Source organism: Streptomyces sp. Tu6071, from assembly GCF_000213055.1.
Classification (GTDB): Bacteria; Actinomycetota; Actinomycetes; order Streptomycetales; family Streptomycetaceae; genus Streptomyces; species Streptomyces evansiae.
Genome location: NZ_CM001165.1, coordinates 3,537,583 through 3,554,444 on the forward strand (window position 1 = coordinate 3,537,583; position 16,862 = coordinate 3,554,444).

Annotated in this window: 13 protein-coding genes and 2 rRNA genes; 8 read left to right on the plus strand and 7 right to left on the minus strand. The window is 68.5% G+C overall.

Annotated features, from left to right (window positions below):
- Positions 1-4 precede the first annotated feature (4 nt).
- Entirely contained in the window at positions 5-625 is a 621-nt protein-coding gene (locus STTU_RS14570; protein WP_007824141.1) for a DUF47 domain-containing protein, read from the minus strand.
- 336 nt (positions 626-961) lie between these two features.
- Here STTU_RS14570 and STTU_RS14575 point away from each other — a divergent pair, with 336 nt between their 5' ends.
- A complete protein-coding gene (locus STTU_RS14575; RefSeq protein ID WP_007824143.1) occupies positions 962-1,339 on the plus strand; it encodes a metal-sensitive transcriptional regulator in 378 nt (125 codons plus the stop codon).
- Positions 1,340-1,563: 224 nt separating this feature from the next.
- Here the strand turns inward: STTU_RS14575 and STTU_RS34930 are convergent, their stop codons facing one another.
- Complete coding sequence (locus tag STTU_RS34930) at positions 1,564-1,740, minus strand: hypothetical protein (RefSeq protein WP_010277754.1); 177 nt, start codon at positions 1,738-1,740, stop codon at positions 1,564-1,566.
- Between the two features lie 319 nt (positions 1,741-2,059).
- On the opposite strand from STTU_RS34930, the gene STTU_RS14580 reads away from it, so the two are divergent.
- Positions 2,060-2,242, plus strand: a complete 183-nt coding sequence (locus STTU_RS14580) for a hypothetical protein (RefSeq protein WP_007824147.1) — start codon at positions 2,060-2,062, stop codon at positions 2,240-2,242.
- A 126-nt stretch (positions 2,243-2,368) separates the two neighbouring features.
- Here the strand turns inward: STTU_RS14580 and STTU_RS14585 are convergent, their stop codons facing one another.
- Together STTU_RS14585 and STTU_RS14590 are read right to left on the minus strand one after the other, a co-directional pair.
- A complete protein-coding gene (locus STTU_RS14585; RefSeq protein ID WP_007824149.1) occupies positions 2,369-3,106 on the minus strand; it encodes a phosphatase PAP2 family protein in 738 nt (245 codons plus the stop codon).
- Between the two features lie 427 nt (positions 3,107-3,533).
- Entirely contained in the window at positions 3,534-4,790 is a 1,257-nt protein-coding gene (locus STTU_RS14590) for an NlpC/P60 family protein (protein WP_007824151.1), read from the minus strand.
- 450 nt (positions 4,791-5,240) lie between these two features.
- On the opposite strand from STTU_RS14590, the gene STTU_RS14595 reads away from it, so the two are divergent.
- The 6 genes from STTU_RS14595 (at position 5,241) to STTU_RS14620 (ending at position 12,832) form a co-directional block, all read left to right on the plus strand.
- The gene (locus tag STTU_RS14595; protein ID WP_008746622.1) at positions 5,241-5,549 is read left to right on the plus strand and encodes a hypothetical protein; all 309 of its coding nucleotides are present in this window, start codon (positions 5,241-5,243) and stop codon (positions 5,547-5,549) included.
- Between the two features lie 245 nt (positions 5,550-5,794).
- The gene (locus STTU_RS14600; protein WP_043255222.1) at positions 5,795-6,643 is read left to right on the plus strand and encodes a hypothetical protein; all 849 of its coding nucleotides are present in this window, start codon (positions 5,795-5,797) and stop codon (positions 6,641-6,643) included.
- Entirely contained in the window at positions 6,633-7,937 is a 1,305-nt protein-coding gene (locus tag STTU_RS14605) for a membrane protein (protein WP_043255224.1), read from the plus strand. Before STTU_RS14600 ends, STTU_RS14605 begins: the two co-directional genes overlap by 11 nt.
- On the plus strand, positions 7,934-9,487 hold the full coding sequence (locus STTU_RS14610; RefSeq protein ID WP_043255225.1) for an SCO6880 family protein: 1,554 nt from the start codon (positions 7,934-7,936) through the stop codon (positions 9,485-9,487). The genes STTU_RS14605 and STTU_RS14610 overlap by 4 nt, the downstream gene beginning before the upstream one ends.
- Before the next feature lie 272 nt (positions 9,488-9,759).
- Positions 9,760-11,151, plus strand: a complete 1,392-nt coding sequence (locus STTU_RS14615; RefSeq protein WP_007824160.1) for an ATP-binding protein — start codon at positions 9,760-9,762, stop codon at positions 11,149-11,151.
- A 130-nt stretch (positions 11,152-11,281) separates the two neighbouring features.
- Complete coding sequence (locus tag STTU_RS14620; protein ID WP_043255227.1) at positions 11,282-12,832, plus strand: type VI secretion protein; 1,551 nt, start codon at positions 11,282-11,284, stop codon at positions 12,830-12,832.
- Between the two features lie 4 nt (positions 12,833-12,836).
- On the opposite strand, the gene STTU_RS14625 is transcribed toward STTU_RS14620, so the two are convergent.
- From STTU_RS14625 to STTU_RS14635, 3 genes are all read right to left on the minus strand, one after another.
- On the minus strand, positions 12,837-13,412 hold the full coding sequence (locus tag STTU_RS14625; protein ID WP_007824164.1) for a GNAT family N-acetyltransferase: 576 nt from the start codon (positions 13,410-13,412) through the stop codon (positions 12,837-12,839).
- Between the two features lie 73 nt (positions 13,413-13,485).
- Positions 13,486-13,602, minus strand: a 5S ribosomal RNA gene (gene rrf / locus STTU_RS14630).
- 101 nt (positions 13,603-13,703) lie between these two features.
- Positions 13,704-16,828, minus strand: a 23S ribosomal RNA gene (locus tag STTU_RS14635).
- Positions 16,829-16,862 lie beyond the last annotated feature (34 nt).

Consider the following 16,862-nt stretch of genomic DNA (forward strand, 5'->3'; position numbering starts at 1 on the left):
CGGGTCAGGACTCCTTGACCGCGATGGTCTCCACCGTGTTCGCGACGTGCTCGAACGCGTCGGCGGCCTCTTCGAGGACGTCGACGATCTGCTTGAGCTTCAGCACCTCGATGGCGTCGTACTTCCCGTTGAACAGGTGCGCGAGGAGCTTGCGGTGGATCTGGTCCGCCTGGTTCTCCAGACGGTTCACCTCGATCCAGTACTCGGTGAGGTTGTCCATCGTCCGCAGGTTGGGCATCGCCTCGGCGGTCAGCTCCGCCGCACGGTGGAGGACCTCGATCTGCTGCTCGACACCCTTGGGAAGCTGGTCGATCTGATAAAGGACGACGAGATCGACCGCCTCCTCCATGAAGTCCATGATGTCGTCGAGCGAACCGGCGAGGGTGTAGATGTCCTCGCGGTCGAACGGCGTGATGAAGGAGGAGTTCAGCTGGTGGAAGATGGCATGCGTCGCGTCGTCCCCGGCGTGTTCCGCGGCCCGCATGCGTTCGGCGATCTCGGCCCGGGCGGAGGGGTCCGCCCCGAGCAGTTCCATGAGGAGCTTGGAGCCCGTGACGATGTTGTCCGCGGACGCGGCGAACATGTCGTAGAAACTCGTCTCCCGGGGGGTCAGACGAAAACGCACGTGGGGTCCTCGGTGTCCTCTGGGTTCGGTCAGGCTGATGCTAGGCGCATCATCCGGCCACGGCGAACCGGCTTTCACAGTGTCGCCCATGAAAGCGGGCGATCATCACAGGGCCCCAACCGGCCCAAGAGGAACAGAACCGATCCCAACAGATCGGAAATATCGGTACAATATACCCATGCGGGGTATAGAGGGGCCGCTCAGCGCCCGTCTCGACGCTTCTGCGCAGCCTGCCCCACACTGGCCGTAACCCCCCGGGACCCGGCGGTCCGCGAGGGGTGTCGGACAGCTCACATCTGCGCCGTGGTCCCCACGGCCCCCTACCGGGAGGACGCGATGACGACCACCGAGGCCGAAGGCACCGGAGCGGCGACTCCCACCGGGGCGCCCGAGACGCCCGGCGCCGTGCCCGCGGGCACGGCCGAGCACGCCGTGCACGGCTACCACGACCACAAGCAGGAGCACCTCAAGCGCCTGCGCCGCATCGAGGGCCAGATCCGCGGCCTGCAGCGGATGGTCGAGGAGGACCAGTACTGCATCGACATACTCACCCAGGTCTCCGCCTCCACGAAGGCCCTCCAGTCCTTCGCCCTCCAACTCCTGGAGGAGCACCTGCGGCACTGTGTGGCGGACGCGGCGGTACGGGGCGGGGACGAGGTCGAGGAGAAGGTCGCGGAGGCCACACGGGCCATCGCACGGATGCTCCGTACGTGAGGGACCGCGAGGGGCGGGGCCGGGTCACGCGGGGCCGGGTCACGCGGGGCCGTACGCGTGAGGGCCGCACGCGAAGGGCGGCGGGCCGAGAGCCGGTAGGGCCGAGGGCCGTACGGCCGACGGGTCCACGGCCGCCCGCGCGTCCCGCGAGGCGCCGGGGGTCTCGCCCCCACGGCACCGCCCCGGCCCGTCCGGCCTACCGGGCCAGTCCGGCCCCGGCCGACTCAGCCGCCGTACCCGCTCACGTCACCGCGGCCCGTCCCTCTCACCTGCAACACCTCGTCGATCCGCTCGACGCTCAGCCGCTCCTCGCACGAGCAGACGGCCGCGATCATCAGCTCCCCGCAGAGCTCGATCTCCGCGAGGGCCACCGGGTCCTCGACCGCGAAAGCTGTCGTCACCTTGGCTCACCCCCTTCTCCCGGACCCTTCCGAGGCCCTTTCCGGGCCCCTTCTCGGGCACTCTTCCCGGACGGCGCGCGGCCCAGCGTAGGGAGCCGCGTGCGCCGGGCGCATGACACGGACGGACCATTTACGGGTCATCCACCCGGCGCACGACCGGCGCTCGGCAGCCCGGCGTGTCCACCTCTCGCACCCACTCGTCCACCCGGGCACTCATCGGGTCAACGAACAATAGGTACGGCCGTCACGCCGCCCACCTGGGAATCCACGAAATCAGCCCCAGGGCCTACGTCTGGTCCTCCAGGACTACCGTGAAGAGGTGACCTCCGAGGAGACCCAGGGCGACGCCCACCGCACCACGACCCAGGAACGCGGCCCCTTCTGCACCGCCACCTGCCTGTGCGGCTGGCGCGGCCCCGCCCGCCGCGCCCGCTCCAAGGCCCGCTCGGACGCGGCGGAGCACCTGCGGGACGCGGAAACGGAAGCGCGTACGGGGTCGTAACCGACTCCCCGCGAAACGTACGAGACAGGCGAAACGTCAGCGGATTCGCCTCGCCGCAGACCCCGTCCCGGGCCACAGCGCGGGCTTCGCCCCGGGCCCCGTCCCGTCGCGTCTCCGGTTACCCGGCTACGCCGCCAGGTCCCGGTCCTCGCCCGCCCGCGCGGGCCGCACCGCCCCGTCGGCCTCCCGCGGCTCCCGCTCCCCGGCGGCGCCGCGCTCGTCCTCCGTACCGTCCGTACCGCCGCCCGCCCACACGAGGCGCCCCGCGCGGCCGCGGCCCACGGCGCGCAGCACGGGGGTGAACAGTGCCGTGAAGAGCGGCGAGAGCAGCAGCGCGACGGCCGTGCCGAGCGCGAAGCCGCCGACCACGTCCGTGGGGTAGTGCACGCCCATGAGGACCCGGCAGAACCCCTCCAGCACCGCGAGCCCGATGCCGACCAGACCGAGCTTGCGGTGGGCGAGGAAGAGCGAGACGCCGATCGCCATCGTCAGCGTCGAGTGATCGCTCACGAAGGAGAAGTCGGTCTTGCCCGGCTCCAGGACCTCAAGGCCCTTGTGGTCGACGAAGGGCCGGGGCCGCTCGACGAAACCGCGGATCGGGATGTTCACGCCCACCGCGAGCGCGGCGGCCAGCGGCGCCCAGACCACCGCGGCCACGGAGGAGGCCGCCGCGTCGAGGGTGTCGCGCCGCCTGACGCCCCACCAGCACCACAGCACGAGCAGCACGGCGAGCACCGGCAGCCCGTACTCGCCGAGGAAGCGCACGGCCTGATCGCACCAGCTCGGGGAGTGCTCGGTGAGGCCGTTGATGTCGAAGAGCAGGCTGACATCGGGGTTCGACCCGGAAGTGTCGAGTCCAGCCATCGTGCCGCGGCCCCTTGTCTTTCGTACCGGGACGCACACGGCGTACGTCCCTCACCAACCCCCGTGGTCGGCACCGGCCGGCACCGCTCCGCTCGCGCACACACCTGTGGTCCTGAACAGGGAACGCCTGCTCCCTGCCCCCGCGTTCCGCACTCCACCGAATGATCACCCAGACGTTATCGAAGAGAGACGCGTCCGCGCAGCTCAGGACCCCCGCCGCGAGCGGGGGCGCACAGGGCCACAAGGGGGGCGCGAGGGCCGTGGGTCCGGGCGCCGGGCCCCTCAGGAGGAGCGACCTCCCTCTCGCGTACGAGAGACCCGCGGCGTACGACGCCTGATGTACGCCACGCGGGGGACGCCGCAAACGCGATCCCCGCCGTGCCGGATGCCCGCCGGGCCTGTTGTACGGGTCCGGGGCCGCCCTCCGTCAGTCCGCGCGTCGCGGCCCCACCCCCGCACCGGCCAGCGCGGCGGCCCCGGGCGAGGGCGACGCGGCACCGGACGGCTCACCGGCAACGGCCGCCCCGCCACCGGCCTCCGCCCCGCCACCCTCCGCACCCATGTCCTCCGCGCTCGCCCCCTTCGCATCGACGCCGCCCACGTCGGCCCCCGCCTTCTCCTTCGCCTCCGCCTTCTTCCTCGCCGCCTCGCGGTCCTCGTCGACGGGCCGCAGCGAATCGCTCGCGCCCGGTTCCGGGAGCGCGGCGGCGGCGGCCTGCGTGACGCGGGTCGCGCCGAAGTAGTCGGGGGTGTCGACCGGGTCGAAGCGGATGACGGCGCCGGTACGGGGCGCGTCGATCATGTAGCCGCCACCGACGTAGATCCCGACGTGCCGGATGGCGCGCGAATTGCTCAGATCGTCGGAGAAGAAAACGAGATCACCGGGGAGCAGTTCGTTCCGCGCGGGGTGCGGCCCCGCGTTGTACTGATCGTTCGCGACGCGCGGCAGATCGATACCGACGCTTTCGTACGCGGCCTGCGTGAGCCCCGAGCAGTCGAAGCGCCCGCGCTGCGCCGCCGTCCCCGTACCACCCCACAGGTACGGCGTGCCGAGCTTGCCCTGCGCGTACGAGATCGCCGCCGCGGCCTGCTCGGAGGGCTGGAGCCGTCCGGCCGGGGCGGAGAAGCTCTCCTCCAGGCCGCGGATGGTCTTCACGTAGTTCCGCGTCTCGCTGTACGGCGGGATTCCGCCGTACCGGATCACCGCGTCGGGACCGGCGTTGTAGGCGGCGAGCATGTTCGCCGACTGGTCGCCCGGCACGTTCTTGACGTAGGAGGCGAGTTCGCAGTCGTACGAGGCGGCCGACGGAATCGCGTCGGCCGGATTCCACACGTCCCGCACGCCGTCCTTGTCGCCGTCGACGCCGTGCGAGGCCCACGTGCTCGGGATGAACTGCGCGATGCCCTCGGCCGCCGCCGCGCTGCGGGCACGCGGGTTGAAACCGGACTCCTGGTAGAGCTGCGAGGCGAGGAGCGCGGGCGTGAGGGCGGGGCACAGGTTGCCCCACTTCTGCACGAGCGCCTGGTACGCGGCGGGCACCGAGCCCTTCGCGAGACCGGTCGCGCGGCCCGCGCCACCACCGGTGAGGTTTCCGGCGACGACGAAGACGCCGACGACGAGGAGCGCCACGAACCCCGTCCCGAGGACGGCGAGCAGCGAGCCGATCAGCCAGAACTTGCGCACGCGTCAACTCTCCCCCATGAGGGAGCGCTTCGCCACGGTGTACGGGAGCACGGGGCGCGCGTACCAGCCATATGAGCCGTTCATCGCAGCACGCGGAGATGTAGGCAGAAGCGGGACGATCAGCCAGTATGAGGAGCAATCACATGACTGCACATCACCTGACGTGACCCCACCCCCACCCGTCCTCCCGCTCCTTCACCCGTTGGAGCGACCCGCCGGGGACACGCCCGCATCATTGCCCGCAGTCACATCGCATGATACACAGAGTAATCACGCGGGCGGGCGTGTCCCCTTCCACCCCTTCGGTCCGGTTCTCAAGAGCGGAAAGAAGGCAAAACTCGGCCAGGTTTGACGCCAAGTCGACATGCACAGGCGCCGGAGTCAGCGACAATGAGCGAGACCTCTGTGTCGAGCAGAGGACGGAACAACCCGTTAGGGGCGGTGAGTTACATGCTTATGGCGGCCGACAAGGGCGACATCAACACGATCATCGGCGGGATCGCCCCGGACTGGGGCCCCTTCGGGAGCCTCGGCAGCGAGGCCCGCGTCATGATCCAGGTGGTCATGGCCTTCGCGATCATCCTCTGCCTGGCCATCGCGATCTGGGGCGCGGCCAAGCAGCGCATCGGCGCGACGGCGCTGCGCGACACCTTCAGCGCCGAGCAGGGCAAGGGGCTCATCATCGCCGGGCTCAGCGGAGTCTTCATCATCGGCTCCCTCGGCACGGTCTTCACGATCGTGTACGGCATGGCCGTCTAGCCACGCACACGGCTGCGCCGTCCAGTCGCGGGACGGCACGACCGGGGCCACGGGGGTGCCCCGCACGCCACCCGCGTCACCCCTGTCCCCCGTGCCACCGGCTGAGGTTGCGTCTCCCTGATGTCCCTGATGTCCAGTCACCACACCCCGCGCGAACGGCCGTCCACCGGGCTACCTTCGTACTACGCGCACCGCACCGCGGGCCGCGTGAGGGTTCACCCAACGGCCGAGGGGGCGCAGGCGGCATGAGCACGGGCGACGACCACCGGTACGGGGTGCCCCCGCTCCCCGACGACTACGGCGGCACCGGGCAGACCCGCACCCGCCTCCCCGACCGCGCCGGCCCCCCGCGCGGCCCGGCCCCCCGCCGCCCCTCGCGCGGCCTCGTCGTCATCGGCGCCGTCGTCGCCCTCCTCATCGCGGCGATCGCCTTCGCGAACCAGAACACCGACGACTCCCCCTCCCACCCCGACACCACCCCCGCCAAGGCCCCCGCCCCAGCCCCCACCACCCCCACCGGCACCAAACCCACCCAACCCCCGAGCCAATCCGGAATCCCCGCGGGCTACCCCCACACCAAAGAGGGCGCCCAGAGCGCTGCCGCGAACTACACGGTGGCACTGGGGTCGGACGGGATGTTCGACAAGGACCGACGTCCCGGAATCCTCACCGCCGTCTACACCTCGCAGGTCGCCGCACAGCGCACCGCGCGCCTCGACAAGGTGTACAGCGACAAGGACTTCCTCGCCAGAATCGGCCTTGCCCCTGACGGATCGGCGCCCGACGGGCTCACCTTCATCTCCCGTTCCAGCCCGCTGGGCACGAAGGCCGAGAGCTATTCCGACACCAAAGCGTCCGTCGCCGTCTGGTACTCAACACTCTTCGGCTTCGCTGGGGAGTCCACGCAGCACCCGGTGACCGAGAGCTGGTACACGACCACTTTCGAGCTGACCTGGACGGGCCAGGACTGGAAGGTCGACGACGACAAACAGGAGGAAGGCCCGACGCCGGTCAATGGTGATCAGCGGGTCTCCTCCTCCGAGGACATGCAGAAGGCCGTGGAGCAGTTCGGAGGATTCACCTATGCCCGGTAACGCGCTCCTCCGCTCGCGAAGGGTCTGGGGCCTGACGGGAGTGCTGGGCCTCCTTCAGACGATCGCGCTCGCCGCCGCCCGCGGCGCCACCGCGGCGCCCACCCCCGAGCCGTCCGACAACCCGTGCGACGAGTTGCGAGCAGCCGCCCGCTCCTACTGCGAGCGCGGCGACTCGGGCGGGCCCTCCACCAAAGTTCCCGACGCCCTCGACCCCCTCGCCTCCCTCGCCAACGGCTGTGCCGACGCCGCCTCCTGGACCGTCGACAAACTCTCCGAAGCCGTCAAAAGCACCGCCAACGTCGACTTCACCAACCCCAAGTTCCTCCAGCAGTACGCCGTCGTCTTCGCCGCCTCCACCATCCTCACCCTCCTCCTCTGGCTCCTCGCCGTGGCCAAGCGAGCCGTCCGCGGTGTCCCCCTCACCACGGCCATCACCGAAGCGGTCGGTTTCCTCTGGCTCACCGTCCTCGCCTCCGCCTTCACCCCCCTCATCCTCTACACCGTCGTCTCCGCCACCGACGGCATCACCGCCGTCCTCTCCCGCACCACCGGCAGCCAGACCGACGTCTTCTTCGGCTCCTTCTCCAAGGCCCTCGACCAGGGCGACGACATCGGCGGCGGCCCCATCATGCTCGTCGTCGTCTCCCTCGTCTCGATCCTCGCCGCCGGCGTCCTCTGGCTCGAACTGGTCATCCGCGCCGCCCTCCTCTACGTCGGCGCCCTCCTCGGCACCGTCGTCTACGCGGGCCTCGTCGACAAGAACATGTGGGGCCACGTCCGCCGCTGGGCCGGCGTCATGATCGCGGTCATCCTCGTGAAACCCGTCATCGTCATCGTCCTCGGCCTCGCCGGCGCCCTCGCCGGCGACGAAGGCCCCTCCGCCTTCTCAGCCGTCGTCTCCGGCCTCGCGATCATCCTGCTCGCCATCTTCGCGAGCGCCATGATCTACCGCTTCGTCCCCGGCTTCGGCGACGAACTCGTCGCCTCCCGCTCCAACCGCATGCAGCAGGGCGCCGAGTCCCGCGCCGCAGCCGTCCTCTCCTCCCCCGCCTCCTTCGTCGCCCAGGGCATCAAGACCCACAGCACCCGCAACGACGGCGGCGGCAACTCCGGCGGCGGCCAGAACCAGGGCGGCTCCAAGGCCCCCCACTCGGTCGGCGAAGGCATCGCCGCCCACGGCACCCGCGGCGGCGCCCAGCAAGCAGCCGCCCCCGCCCCCCGCTCCGCCACCCAGACCCCGCACGCGTCCAACCGAGGCACGGGCACCAACAGCACGGGAGGTGAAGGGCGTTGACGACCCCGCCACAGACCTACGCGCCCCGCCGCACCTATCTCATCGGCCGCGCACGGCCCAACGCCGTCATCGGCCGCAACCGCGAGAGCGGCGAACTCGCCCTCATCATCGCCGGGGCCTTCCTCGGCATGATGTGCGGACTCCTCGTCCCCTTCCTCGCCCTGCGCCTCGTCCTCCTCATGGGCTTCCCCCTCATCGCTCTCGCCGCCGTCTACGTCCCGTACAAGCGTCGCACCGTCTACAAGTGGTACGAGATCAACCGCAGCTTCAAGCGGCTCAACCGCAGTGGCCAGGCCGCCTACCGCTCCGGCGCCGCCGAGGCCGGCACCCGCATCGACGGCCGCGAGATCGAGGTCGGCCCGCCCCCCGGCATCGGCCGCATCTCCTGGCTCTCCGCCCCCTTCGGCCCCGACGAGATCGCCGTCCTCCTCCACGCCGACCGCCGCACCGTCACCGCCGCCATCGAGATCGAGGGCCCCGGCGTCGGCCTGCGCGACTCCGAGGACCAGGAAGCCCTCGTCGACCGCTTCGGCACCCTCCTCAAGCACGTGGCCAACGGCGACGGCTTCGTCACCCGCCTGCAAATGCTCGCCCGCACGCTCCCCGCCGACCCCGACGCCCACGCCAAGGACGTCAGCCAGCGCGGCGACCAGCGCTCCCCGCTCTGGCTCCAGGACAGCTACGAGCAGCTCCTCTCCATGGTCTCCACCTCCAGCGAGCAGCACCGCGCCTACCTCGTCGCCTGCATGGACTACGGGCGCGAACTCGCCGCCGAGGCGAACGCCATGGCCAAGGCCGCGCGCCCCCAGGGCGGCCGCAAGCTCGACCGCGACGCGGGCCTCGCCATCGTCATGGCCCGCGAGCTGACCGACATCTGCTCCCGCCTCCAGGAAGCCGACATCCGCGTCCGCCAGCCCCTCGGCCAGGGCCGCCTCGCCTCCCTCATCCACTCCATGTACGACCCCGACCACCCCATCGACCACCTCCAGGCCATGACCCGCCGCAACGCCTGGCCCGCCGAGCTCGACGCCACCGAGCCCACCTACCTCCAGGCGAAGACCCGCGAGTCCGCGACCCGCGAGCCCTGGTGCCACGCCACCGCCTGGGTCAAGGAATGGCCCATGACCCCGGTCGGCGTGAACTTCCTCGCCCCCCTCCTCGTCCACACCCCCGACGTCATCCGCACCGTCGCCGTCACGATGGACCTCGAACCCACCGAGATCGCCATCGAGCGGATGCTGACCGAGAAGACCAACGACGCCGCCGACGCCAGCCGCGCCGCCAAGCTCAACCGCACCGTCGACCCCCGCGACATGGCCGCGTCGGGCCGTATCGACCAGCGCGGCGACGACCTCGCCAGCGGCGCCGCCGGAGTCAACCTCGTCGGCTGGATCACCGTCTCCTCCCGTCACCCCGAAGCCCTCGCCCGCGACAAGCGCACCATCCGCGCCTCCGCCGGCAAGTCCTACCTCAAGCTCGAATGGTGCGACCGCGAACACCACCGCGCCTTCGTCAACACCCTCCCCTTCGCCACCGGCATCCGCCGCTGACCCCCGCGATGAGCACGACCACCACCACCGCCACCCGCACCCGCGCCCGCCAAAGCCCCCGCACCCTCATCCACCGCTGACCATCCTCCACCGCCCACCCCCGCCCAGGCGTCCCCCGCCGGACGGATTTCCCCGCCTCCCCCGTACGAACGCCGTCCTGCCGCAGACTCCGCCCCACGACTGATCCGCCGCCCCACCGGCATCCATCCCGCGACCGACCCGCCGCCCCGCCGGCATCCATCGCACGACCCGCCACCGCCCGGGAGCCCGAGATGAAGGACCCGCTGACCCTCCTCACCGACGCCTTCGCCGCATTCCTCTTCGGAAAGGTCGAGACCACCCGTCTCCCGGTCCGCACCTCGACAGGGCAGGCCCAGGCCGTCTACCTCCCCACCGCCGCCCCGGGTCTCGGCGACTCCGGCGTCATCATCGGCCGCGAGGTCTACAGCGGGAAGGGCTACATCTACGACCCCTTCCAGCTCTACGGTCAGCAGCTCCCCGCCCCCCACTGGCTCGTCCTCGGCGAGTCCGGCAACGGCAAATCGGCGCTGGAGAAGACGTACGTGATGCGCCAGCTGCGCTTCCGCGACCGCCAGGTCGTCGTCCTCGACGCACAGGGCGAGGACGGCGTCGGCGAGTGGAACCTCATCGCCTCGCAGCTCGGCATAACCCCCATCCGCCTGGACCCGACCGCGGCCCTGGACATGGGCATCCGCCTCAACCCGCTCGACCCCGCGATCACCACGACGGGACAGCTCGCCCTGCTCCGTACGATCATCGAGGTCGCGATGGGCCACGGCCTCGACGAGCGCTCCGGCTTCGCGCTCAAGGTCGCGCACTCCTACGTCAACGAGACCGTCACCGGCCGCCAGCCCGTCCTCACCGACATCGTCGAACAGCTCCGCCACCCCGAGCCGGAGTCCGCCGAGGCGATGAACGTCGCCCTGGAGGACGTCCGCGCCTGGGGACTCGACGTCGCACTCGTCCTCGACCGCCTCGTCGACGGCGACCTGCGCGGCATGTTCGACGGCCCCACGACGGTCGGCATCGACCTCGACGCGCCCCTCATCGTCTTCGACCTCTCGCACATCGACCGCAACTCCATCGCCATGCCGATCCTCATGGCGATCGTCGGCGTCTGGCTCGAACACACCTGGATCAGGCCCGACCGCAAGAAGCGCATCTTCCTCGTCGAAGAGGCATGGCACATCATCAACAGCCCCTTCGTCGCCCAGCTCTTCCAGCGCCTCCTGAAGTTCGGCCGCCGCCTCGGCCTCTCCTTCGTCGCCGTCGTCCACCACCTCTCCGACGTCGTCGACGGCGCCGCGGCGAAGGAAGCCGCCGCGATCCTCAAGATGGCCTCGACGCGCACGATCTACGCGCAGAAGGCCGACGAGGCCCGCGCCACCGGCACCGTCCTCGGCCTGCCCCGCTGGGCCCAGGAGATCATCCCCACGCTGACCCCGGGCATCGCCGTGTGGGACGTCAACGGCAACGTCCAGGTCGTCAAACACCTCATCACCGAGGCCGAACGCCCCCTCGTCTTCACCGACCGCGCCATGACCGAGTCCTCCGAGCCCTACCCCGAGGAACTCCTCGCCGCCGAACGCGAGACCGCCGAACGCGCGGCACTCATGGAACAGCGCCACTCCGGGGTCGCCTGACCATGCGCGAGCGGCACGAACCCGGGTCGTACCGGAGACGGTCGTACGCGAGTCGTACGCACCCGTGTCCCTCGTCCGCGCGTCGGTGGTACGGGAGACGGAGCGGCGTCGTACGAGAGGACGAGCCCCGATGAGCCCCCGCAAGGACGCGACACCGGGCCGCCCCGGCGGTGTCCCCGACGGGGTGCTCCTCGGCGTCCTCGTCCTGGCCCTCGGCATCACGCTGCTGCTGTGGCTCGCGAGCGGCCTCGCCGCCCTCTTCTCGCACGGCGCCTGGCCCGCGGCGGTCAGCCTCCGCAACACGCCGCTCGCCCTGCGCTCCCTGCTGACGGACCCGAAGGATCTCCACGCCGCCTGGCCCGACGCCCCCGCGTCGGCGCTCTCCGGCTACGGCCTCTTCTGGGGCCTCTTCTTCGGCCTCGCGATGGTCCTCGTCGTCCTCGTCCTCTTCGTTCTCTCCGCCTTCGCCCGCCGCCGCGCCCTCCGCGCCGCCCGCAAGAATCCGCCCCCGCCGGAGGCCGCCCCCGAGTCGGCGCTCCTCCCCGGGGAGGAGTCCGTGCGCATACGGGAGGAGGCCCTGCGCCGCCGCGAGGCAGCCCTCCGCCGCGAGGAGGAGGAACTCACCCGCCGCGAGGAGGAAGCCCTCAGTCGCCGCGAGAAGGCCCTCGAAACCCGTCGCGAGGCCCTCGACCTCACGAAGGAGGAGCCCCCGTCACCCCCCGCCGAGCTGGCGGCCCCCGCGGTCCCCGCGCCGCGCCGCCCCCCGCTCCTCCTCGCCGACGCCCCGGCCCGTCTGGCCGAGGCGATCGAGGCGGTACGGGAGGCGGCGGGCCCCGTCCTCGTCGTCACCTCCCAGCCCGCGCTGTGGCGGGAGACGAAGGACGCCCGCGCCAAGCTCGGCCCCGTACTCGTCCACGACCCGCTGCTGCGCTGCGACACACCCGACCGACTCCACTGGTCCCCGTCCGCCGGCTGCGTCGACCCGAAGACCGCTGCGGTACGGGCCAGAGCGCTCCTCGCCCCGGTCCGCCCCGCCTCCCGGCTCGACGCGGCGACGGCCGACACGGCCGAGACCCTCCTGCGCTGCTTCCTGCACGCCGCCGACACGGACGGCCGCCCGGTCTCCCACGTCCACCGCTGGGCCCAGGGCACCCGCGTCCACGAGGCGGTCCGCATCCTCCGCACGCACCCCACCGCGTCGCCCGGTGCCGCGGGCGAGCTGGAGGCCGCGCTCACCGCGTACCCGGAACGCCGCGACATGGCCCAGGAACTGACGGCTCGGGCCCTCTCCGGTCTCACCGAGGTCCACCTGCGCGAGTCCTGCACCCCGCACCGCACCGACACGGCCCGGCTGGATTCCTTCCTCGCCGAAGAGGGAACGCTCTACCTCGTGGGCGTCTCCGTCGAGGACCCCAAGGCGCACCCCGGTGCCATGCCTTTCACGACGGCGCTCGCCTCCGACGTGGTCGAGCACGGCCGCCGCGAGGCCGCAGGGTCTCCCGCCGGTCGGCTCGACCCACCACTGACCCTCGTCCTGGAGGACGTCGCCGCGGTCGCCCCGTTCCCCGAGCTACCGGCCCTCCTCACGACGGGCCCCGCCGCAGGACTGCACCCCCTGGCCCTCCTGCGCTCCCGGGAACAGGCCCGCACAAGGTGGCCGGACACCGACCTCGTAGGCTGACGCCTCACCCGTCGGCGTTCGCGGCAGGGGCGGTACGGGCCAAGGGCCCCTCCCACACGTACTCCAGCTCCTCGCCCGTCCCCGTCTGGTCCGGCACCCGGTGCCCGGTGGGCACGAAGCCGAGTTTCTCGTACGCTGCCGCCGCCCGCCCGTTCTCGGCGTGCACGAAGAGCCGCAACCGCCCGGCCCCGACCGCCGCGGCCCATTCGCGCACGGCCGCGACGAGCGGCCCCAGTACCCGCCCGCCACCACGGTGTTCGGGCCGTACGTACACCCCGACGAGCTGCGCCTGCCGCTCCTCGATGGGCAGCCCGAAGTGATCCCGCGCCCCGGCCTCCTCGACGATGCCGGCCACCGACCCCATCCAGCTCCCGTCCGGCGCGACAGCTGCGAACTGCCGACTGCTCACCCCGGCCTCGGAGTTCGCGGCCTGCTCCTTCCAGAGCACGTCCGGCTTCCCGAGAGCGTTCTCGTACGTGTCCAGGAAGGCGAGGTGGGCCACGGGGTCCCGCAGCGCGGCGAGCCGCAGCTCTTTCGCCTGCGGCCAGTCGTCGGCACCCACTACGCGTATGACGTTCATGCGGCCGAAGATACCTGTAAACGCGAAAAAGCCCCGCACCAAGTGAATGGTGCGGGGCTTCCCGACAATAATTGTTCGGCGGCGTCCTACTCTCCCACAAGGTCCCCCTTGCAGTACCATCGGCGCTACGCAGCTTAGCTTCCGGGTTCGGAATGTAACCGGGCGTTTCCCACGCGCTATGACCACCGAAACACTATAAAACCGTCAACCACCCCGCCACACCGCACAAAAGGCGGGGGCAGTGTGTGGTTGTTCGTGGTTTCAGAACCAACACAGTGGACGCGAGCAACTGAGGACAAGCCCTCGGCCTATTAGTACCGGTCAACTCCACCCCTTACAGGGCTTCCATATCCGGCCTATCAACCCAGTCGTCTACTGGGAGCCTTACCCTCTCAAGGAGGTGGGAATACTCATCTCGAAGCAGGCTTCCCGCTTAGATGCTTTCAGCGGTTATCCCTCCCGAACGTAGCCAACCAGCCATGCCCTTGGCAGAACAACTGGCACACCAGAGGTTCGTCCGTCCCGGTCCTCTCGTACTAGGGACAGCCCTTCTCAATATTCCTACGCGCACAGCGGATAGGGACCGAACTGTCTCACGACGTTCTAAACCCAGCTCGCGTACCGCTTTAATGGGCGAACAGCCCAACCCTTGGGACCGACTCCAGCCCCAGGATGCGACGAGCCGACATCGAGGTGCCAAACCATCCCGTCGATATGGACTCTTGGGGAAGATCAGCCTGTTATCCCCGGGGTACCTTTTATCCGTTGAGCGACGGCGCTTCCACAAGCCACCGCCGGATCACTAGTCCCGACTTTCGTCCCTGCTCGACCCGTCGGTCTCACAGTCAAGCTCCCTTGTGCACTTACACTCACCACCTGATTACCAACCAGGCTGAGGGAACCTTTGGGCGCCTCCGTTACTCTTTAGGAGGCAACCGCCCCAGTTAAACTACCCATCAGACACTGTCCCCGATCCGGATCACGGACCCGGGTTAGACATCCAGCACGACCAGAGTGGTATTTCAACAACGACTCCACAACCACTGGCGTGGCCGCTTCACAGTCTCCCACCTATCCTACACAAGCCGAACCGAACACCAATATCAAACTGTAGTAAAGGTCCCGGGGTCTTTCCGTCCTGCTGCGCGAAACGAGCATCTTTACTCGTAATGCAATTTCACCGGGCCTATGGTTGAGACAGTCGAGAAGTCGTTACGCCATTCGTGCAGGTCGGAACTTACCCGACAAGGAATTTCGCTACCTTAGGATGGTTATAGTTACCACCGCCGTTTACTGGCGCTTAAGTTCTCAGCTTCGCCAACCCGAAAGTCAGCTAACCGGTCCCCTTAACGTTCCAGCACCGGGCAGGCGTCAGTCCGTATACATCGCCTTACGGCTTCGCACGGACCTGTGTTTTTAGTAAACAGTCGCTTCTCGCTGGTCTCTGCGGCCACCCCCAGCTCACACTGCAAAAGTGATCACCAAGCGTGGCCCCCCTTCTCCCGAAGTTACGGGGGCATTTTGCCGAGTTCCTTAACCATAGTTCACCCGAACGCCTCGGTATTCTCTACCAGACCACCTGAGTCGGTTTAGGGTACGGGCCGCCATGAAACTCGCTAGAGGCTTTTCTCGACAGCATAGGATCATCCACTTCACCACAATCGGCTCGGCATCAGGTCTCAGACTATGTGCCAGGCGGATTTACCTACCCAACGTCCTACACCCTTACCCCGGGACAACCACCGCCCGGGATGGACTACCTTCCTGCGTCACCCCATCACTCACCTACTACCAGCCTGGGTCACCGGCTCCACCACTCCCCTCAACTCCGAAGAGATCAGGGCGGCTTCACGGGCTTAGCATCACTGGATTCAATGTTTGACGCTTCACAGCGGGTACCGGAATATCAACCGGTTATCCATCGACTACGCCTGTCGGCCTCGCCTTAGGTCCCGACTTACCCTGGGCAGATCAGCTTGACCCAGGAACCCTTAGTCAATCGGCGCACACGTTTCTCACGTGTGAATCGCTACTCATGCCTGCATTCTCACTCGTGAACCGTCCACCACTCGCTTACGCGGCAGCTTCACCCGGCACACGACGCTCCCCTACCCATCACAGCCTCCGTTGGGGACGTTCACGCTGCAATGACACGACTTCGGCGGTACGCTTGAGCCCCGCTACATTGTCGGCGCGGAATCACTAGACCAGTGAGCTATTACGCACTCTTTCAAGGGTGGCTGCTTCTAAGCCAACCTCCTGGTTGTCTCTGCGACTCCACATCCTTTCCCACTTAGCGTACGCTTAGGGGCCTTAGTCGATGCTCTGGGCTGTTTCCCTCTCGACCATGGAGCTTATCCCCCACAGTCTCACTGCCGTGCTCTCACTTACCGGCATTCGGAGTTTGGCTAAGGTCAGTAACCCGGTAAGGCCCATCGCCTATCCAGTGCTCTACCTCCGGCAAGAAACACACGACGCTGCACCTAAATGCATTTCGGGGAGAACCAGCTATCACGGAGTTTGATTGGCCTTTCACCCCTAACCACAGGTCATCCCCCAGGTTTTCAACCCTGGTGGGTTCGGTCCTCCACGACCTCTTACAGCCGCTTCAACCTGCCCATGGCTAGATCACTCCGCTTCGGGTCTTGAGCGTGCTACTACAGCGCCCTGTTCGGACTCGCTTTCGCTACGGCTTCCCCACACGGGTTAACCTCGCAACACACCGCAAACTCGCAGGCTCATTCTTCAAAAGGCACGCAGTCACGAGACACCAGCAAGCTGATGTCCGACGCTCCCACGGCTTGTAGGCACACGGTTTCAGGTACTATTTCACTCCGCTCCCGCGGTACTTTTCACCATTCCCTCACGGTACTATCCGCTATCGGTCACCAGGGAATATTTAGGCTTAGCGGGTGGTCCCGCCAGATTCACACAGGATTTCTCGGGCCCCGTGCTACTTGGGAATAACGCAAGTGAGCCACCACAATTTCAGCTACGGGGGTCTTACCCTCTACGCCGGACCTTTCGCATGTCCTTCGCCTATCATGATGGTTTCTGACTCACCCAGCCGCCGGCAGACGACTGAAGCGCAATCCCACAACCCCGTACATGCAACCCCTGCCGGGTATCACACACATACGGTTTGGCCTCATCCGGTTTCGCTCGCCACTACTCCCGGAATCACGGTTGTTTTCTCTTCCTGCGGGTACTGAGATGTTTCACTTCCCCGCGTTCCCTCCACACTGCCTATACATTCAGCAGCGGGTGACAGCCCATGACGACTGCCGGGTTTCCCCATTCGGACACCCCCGGATCAAAGCTCGGTTGACAGCTCCCCGGGGCCTATCGCGGCCTCCCACGTCCTTCATCGGTTCCTGGTACCAAGGCATCCACCGTGCGCCCTTAAAAACTTGGCCACAGATGCTCGCGTCCACTGTGCAGTTCTCAAAC

Coding starts and splice junctions, on each gene's coding strand:
- STTU_RS14575 (WP_007824143.1), top strand. CDS start 962: ATGACGACCACCGAGGCCGAAGGCACCGGAGCGGCGACTCCCACCGGG.
- STTU_RS14585 (WP_007824149.1), bottom strand. CDS start 3,106: ATGGCTGGACTCGACACTTCCGGGTCGAACCCCGATGTCAGCCTGCTC.
- STTU_RS14595 (WP_008746622.1), top strand. CDS start 5,241: ATGCTTATGGCGGCCGACAAGGGCGACATCAACACGATCATCGGCGGG.
- STTU_RS14600 (WP_043255222.1), top strand. CDS start 5,795: ATGAGCACGGGCGACGACCACCGGTACGGGGTGCCCCCGCTCCCCGAC.
- STTU_RS14605 (WP_043255224.1), top strand. CDS start 6,633: ATGCCCGGTAACGCGCTCCTCCGCTCGCGAAGGGTCTGGGGCCTGACG.
- STTU_RS14615 (WP_007824160.1), top strand. CDS start 9,760: ATGAAGGACCCGCTGACCCTCCTCACCGACGCCTTCGCCGCATTCCTC.
- STTU_RS14620 (WP_043255227.1), top strand. CDS start 11,282: ATGAGCCCCCGCAAGGACGCGACACCGGGCCGCCCCGGCGGTGTCCCC.
- STTU_RS14625 (WP_007824164.1), bottom strand. CDS start 13,412: ATGAACGTCATACGCGTAGTGGGTGCCGACGACTGGCCGCAGGCGAAA.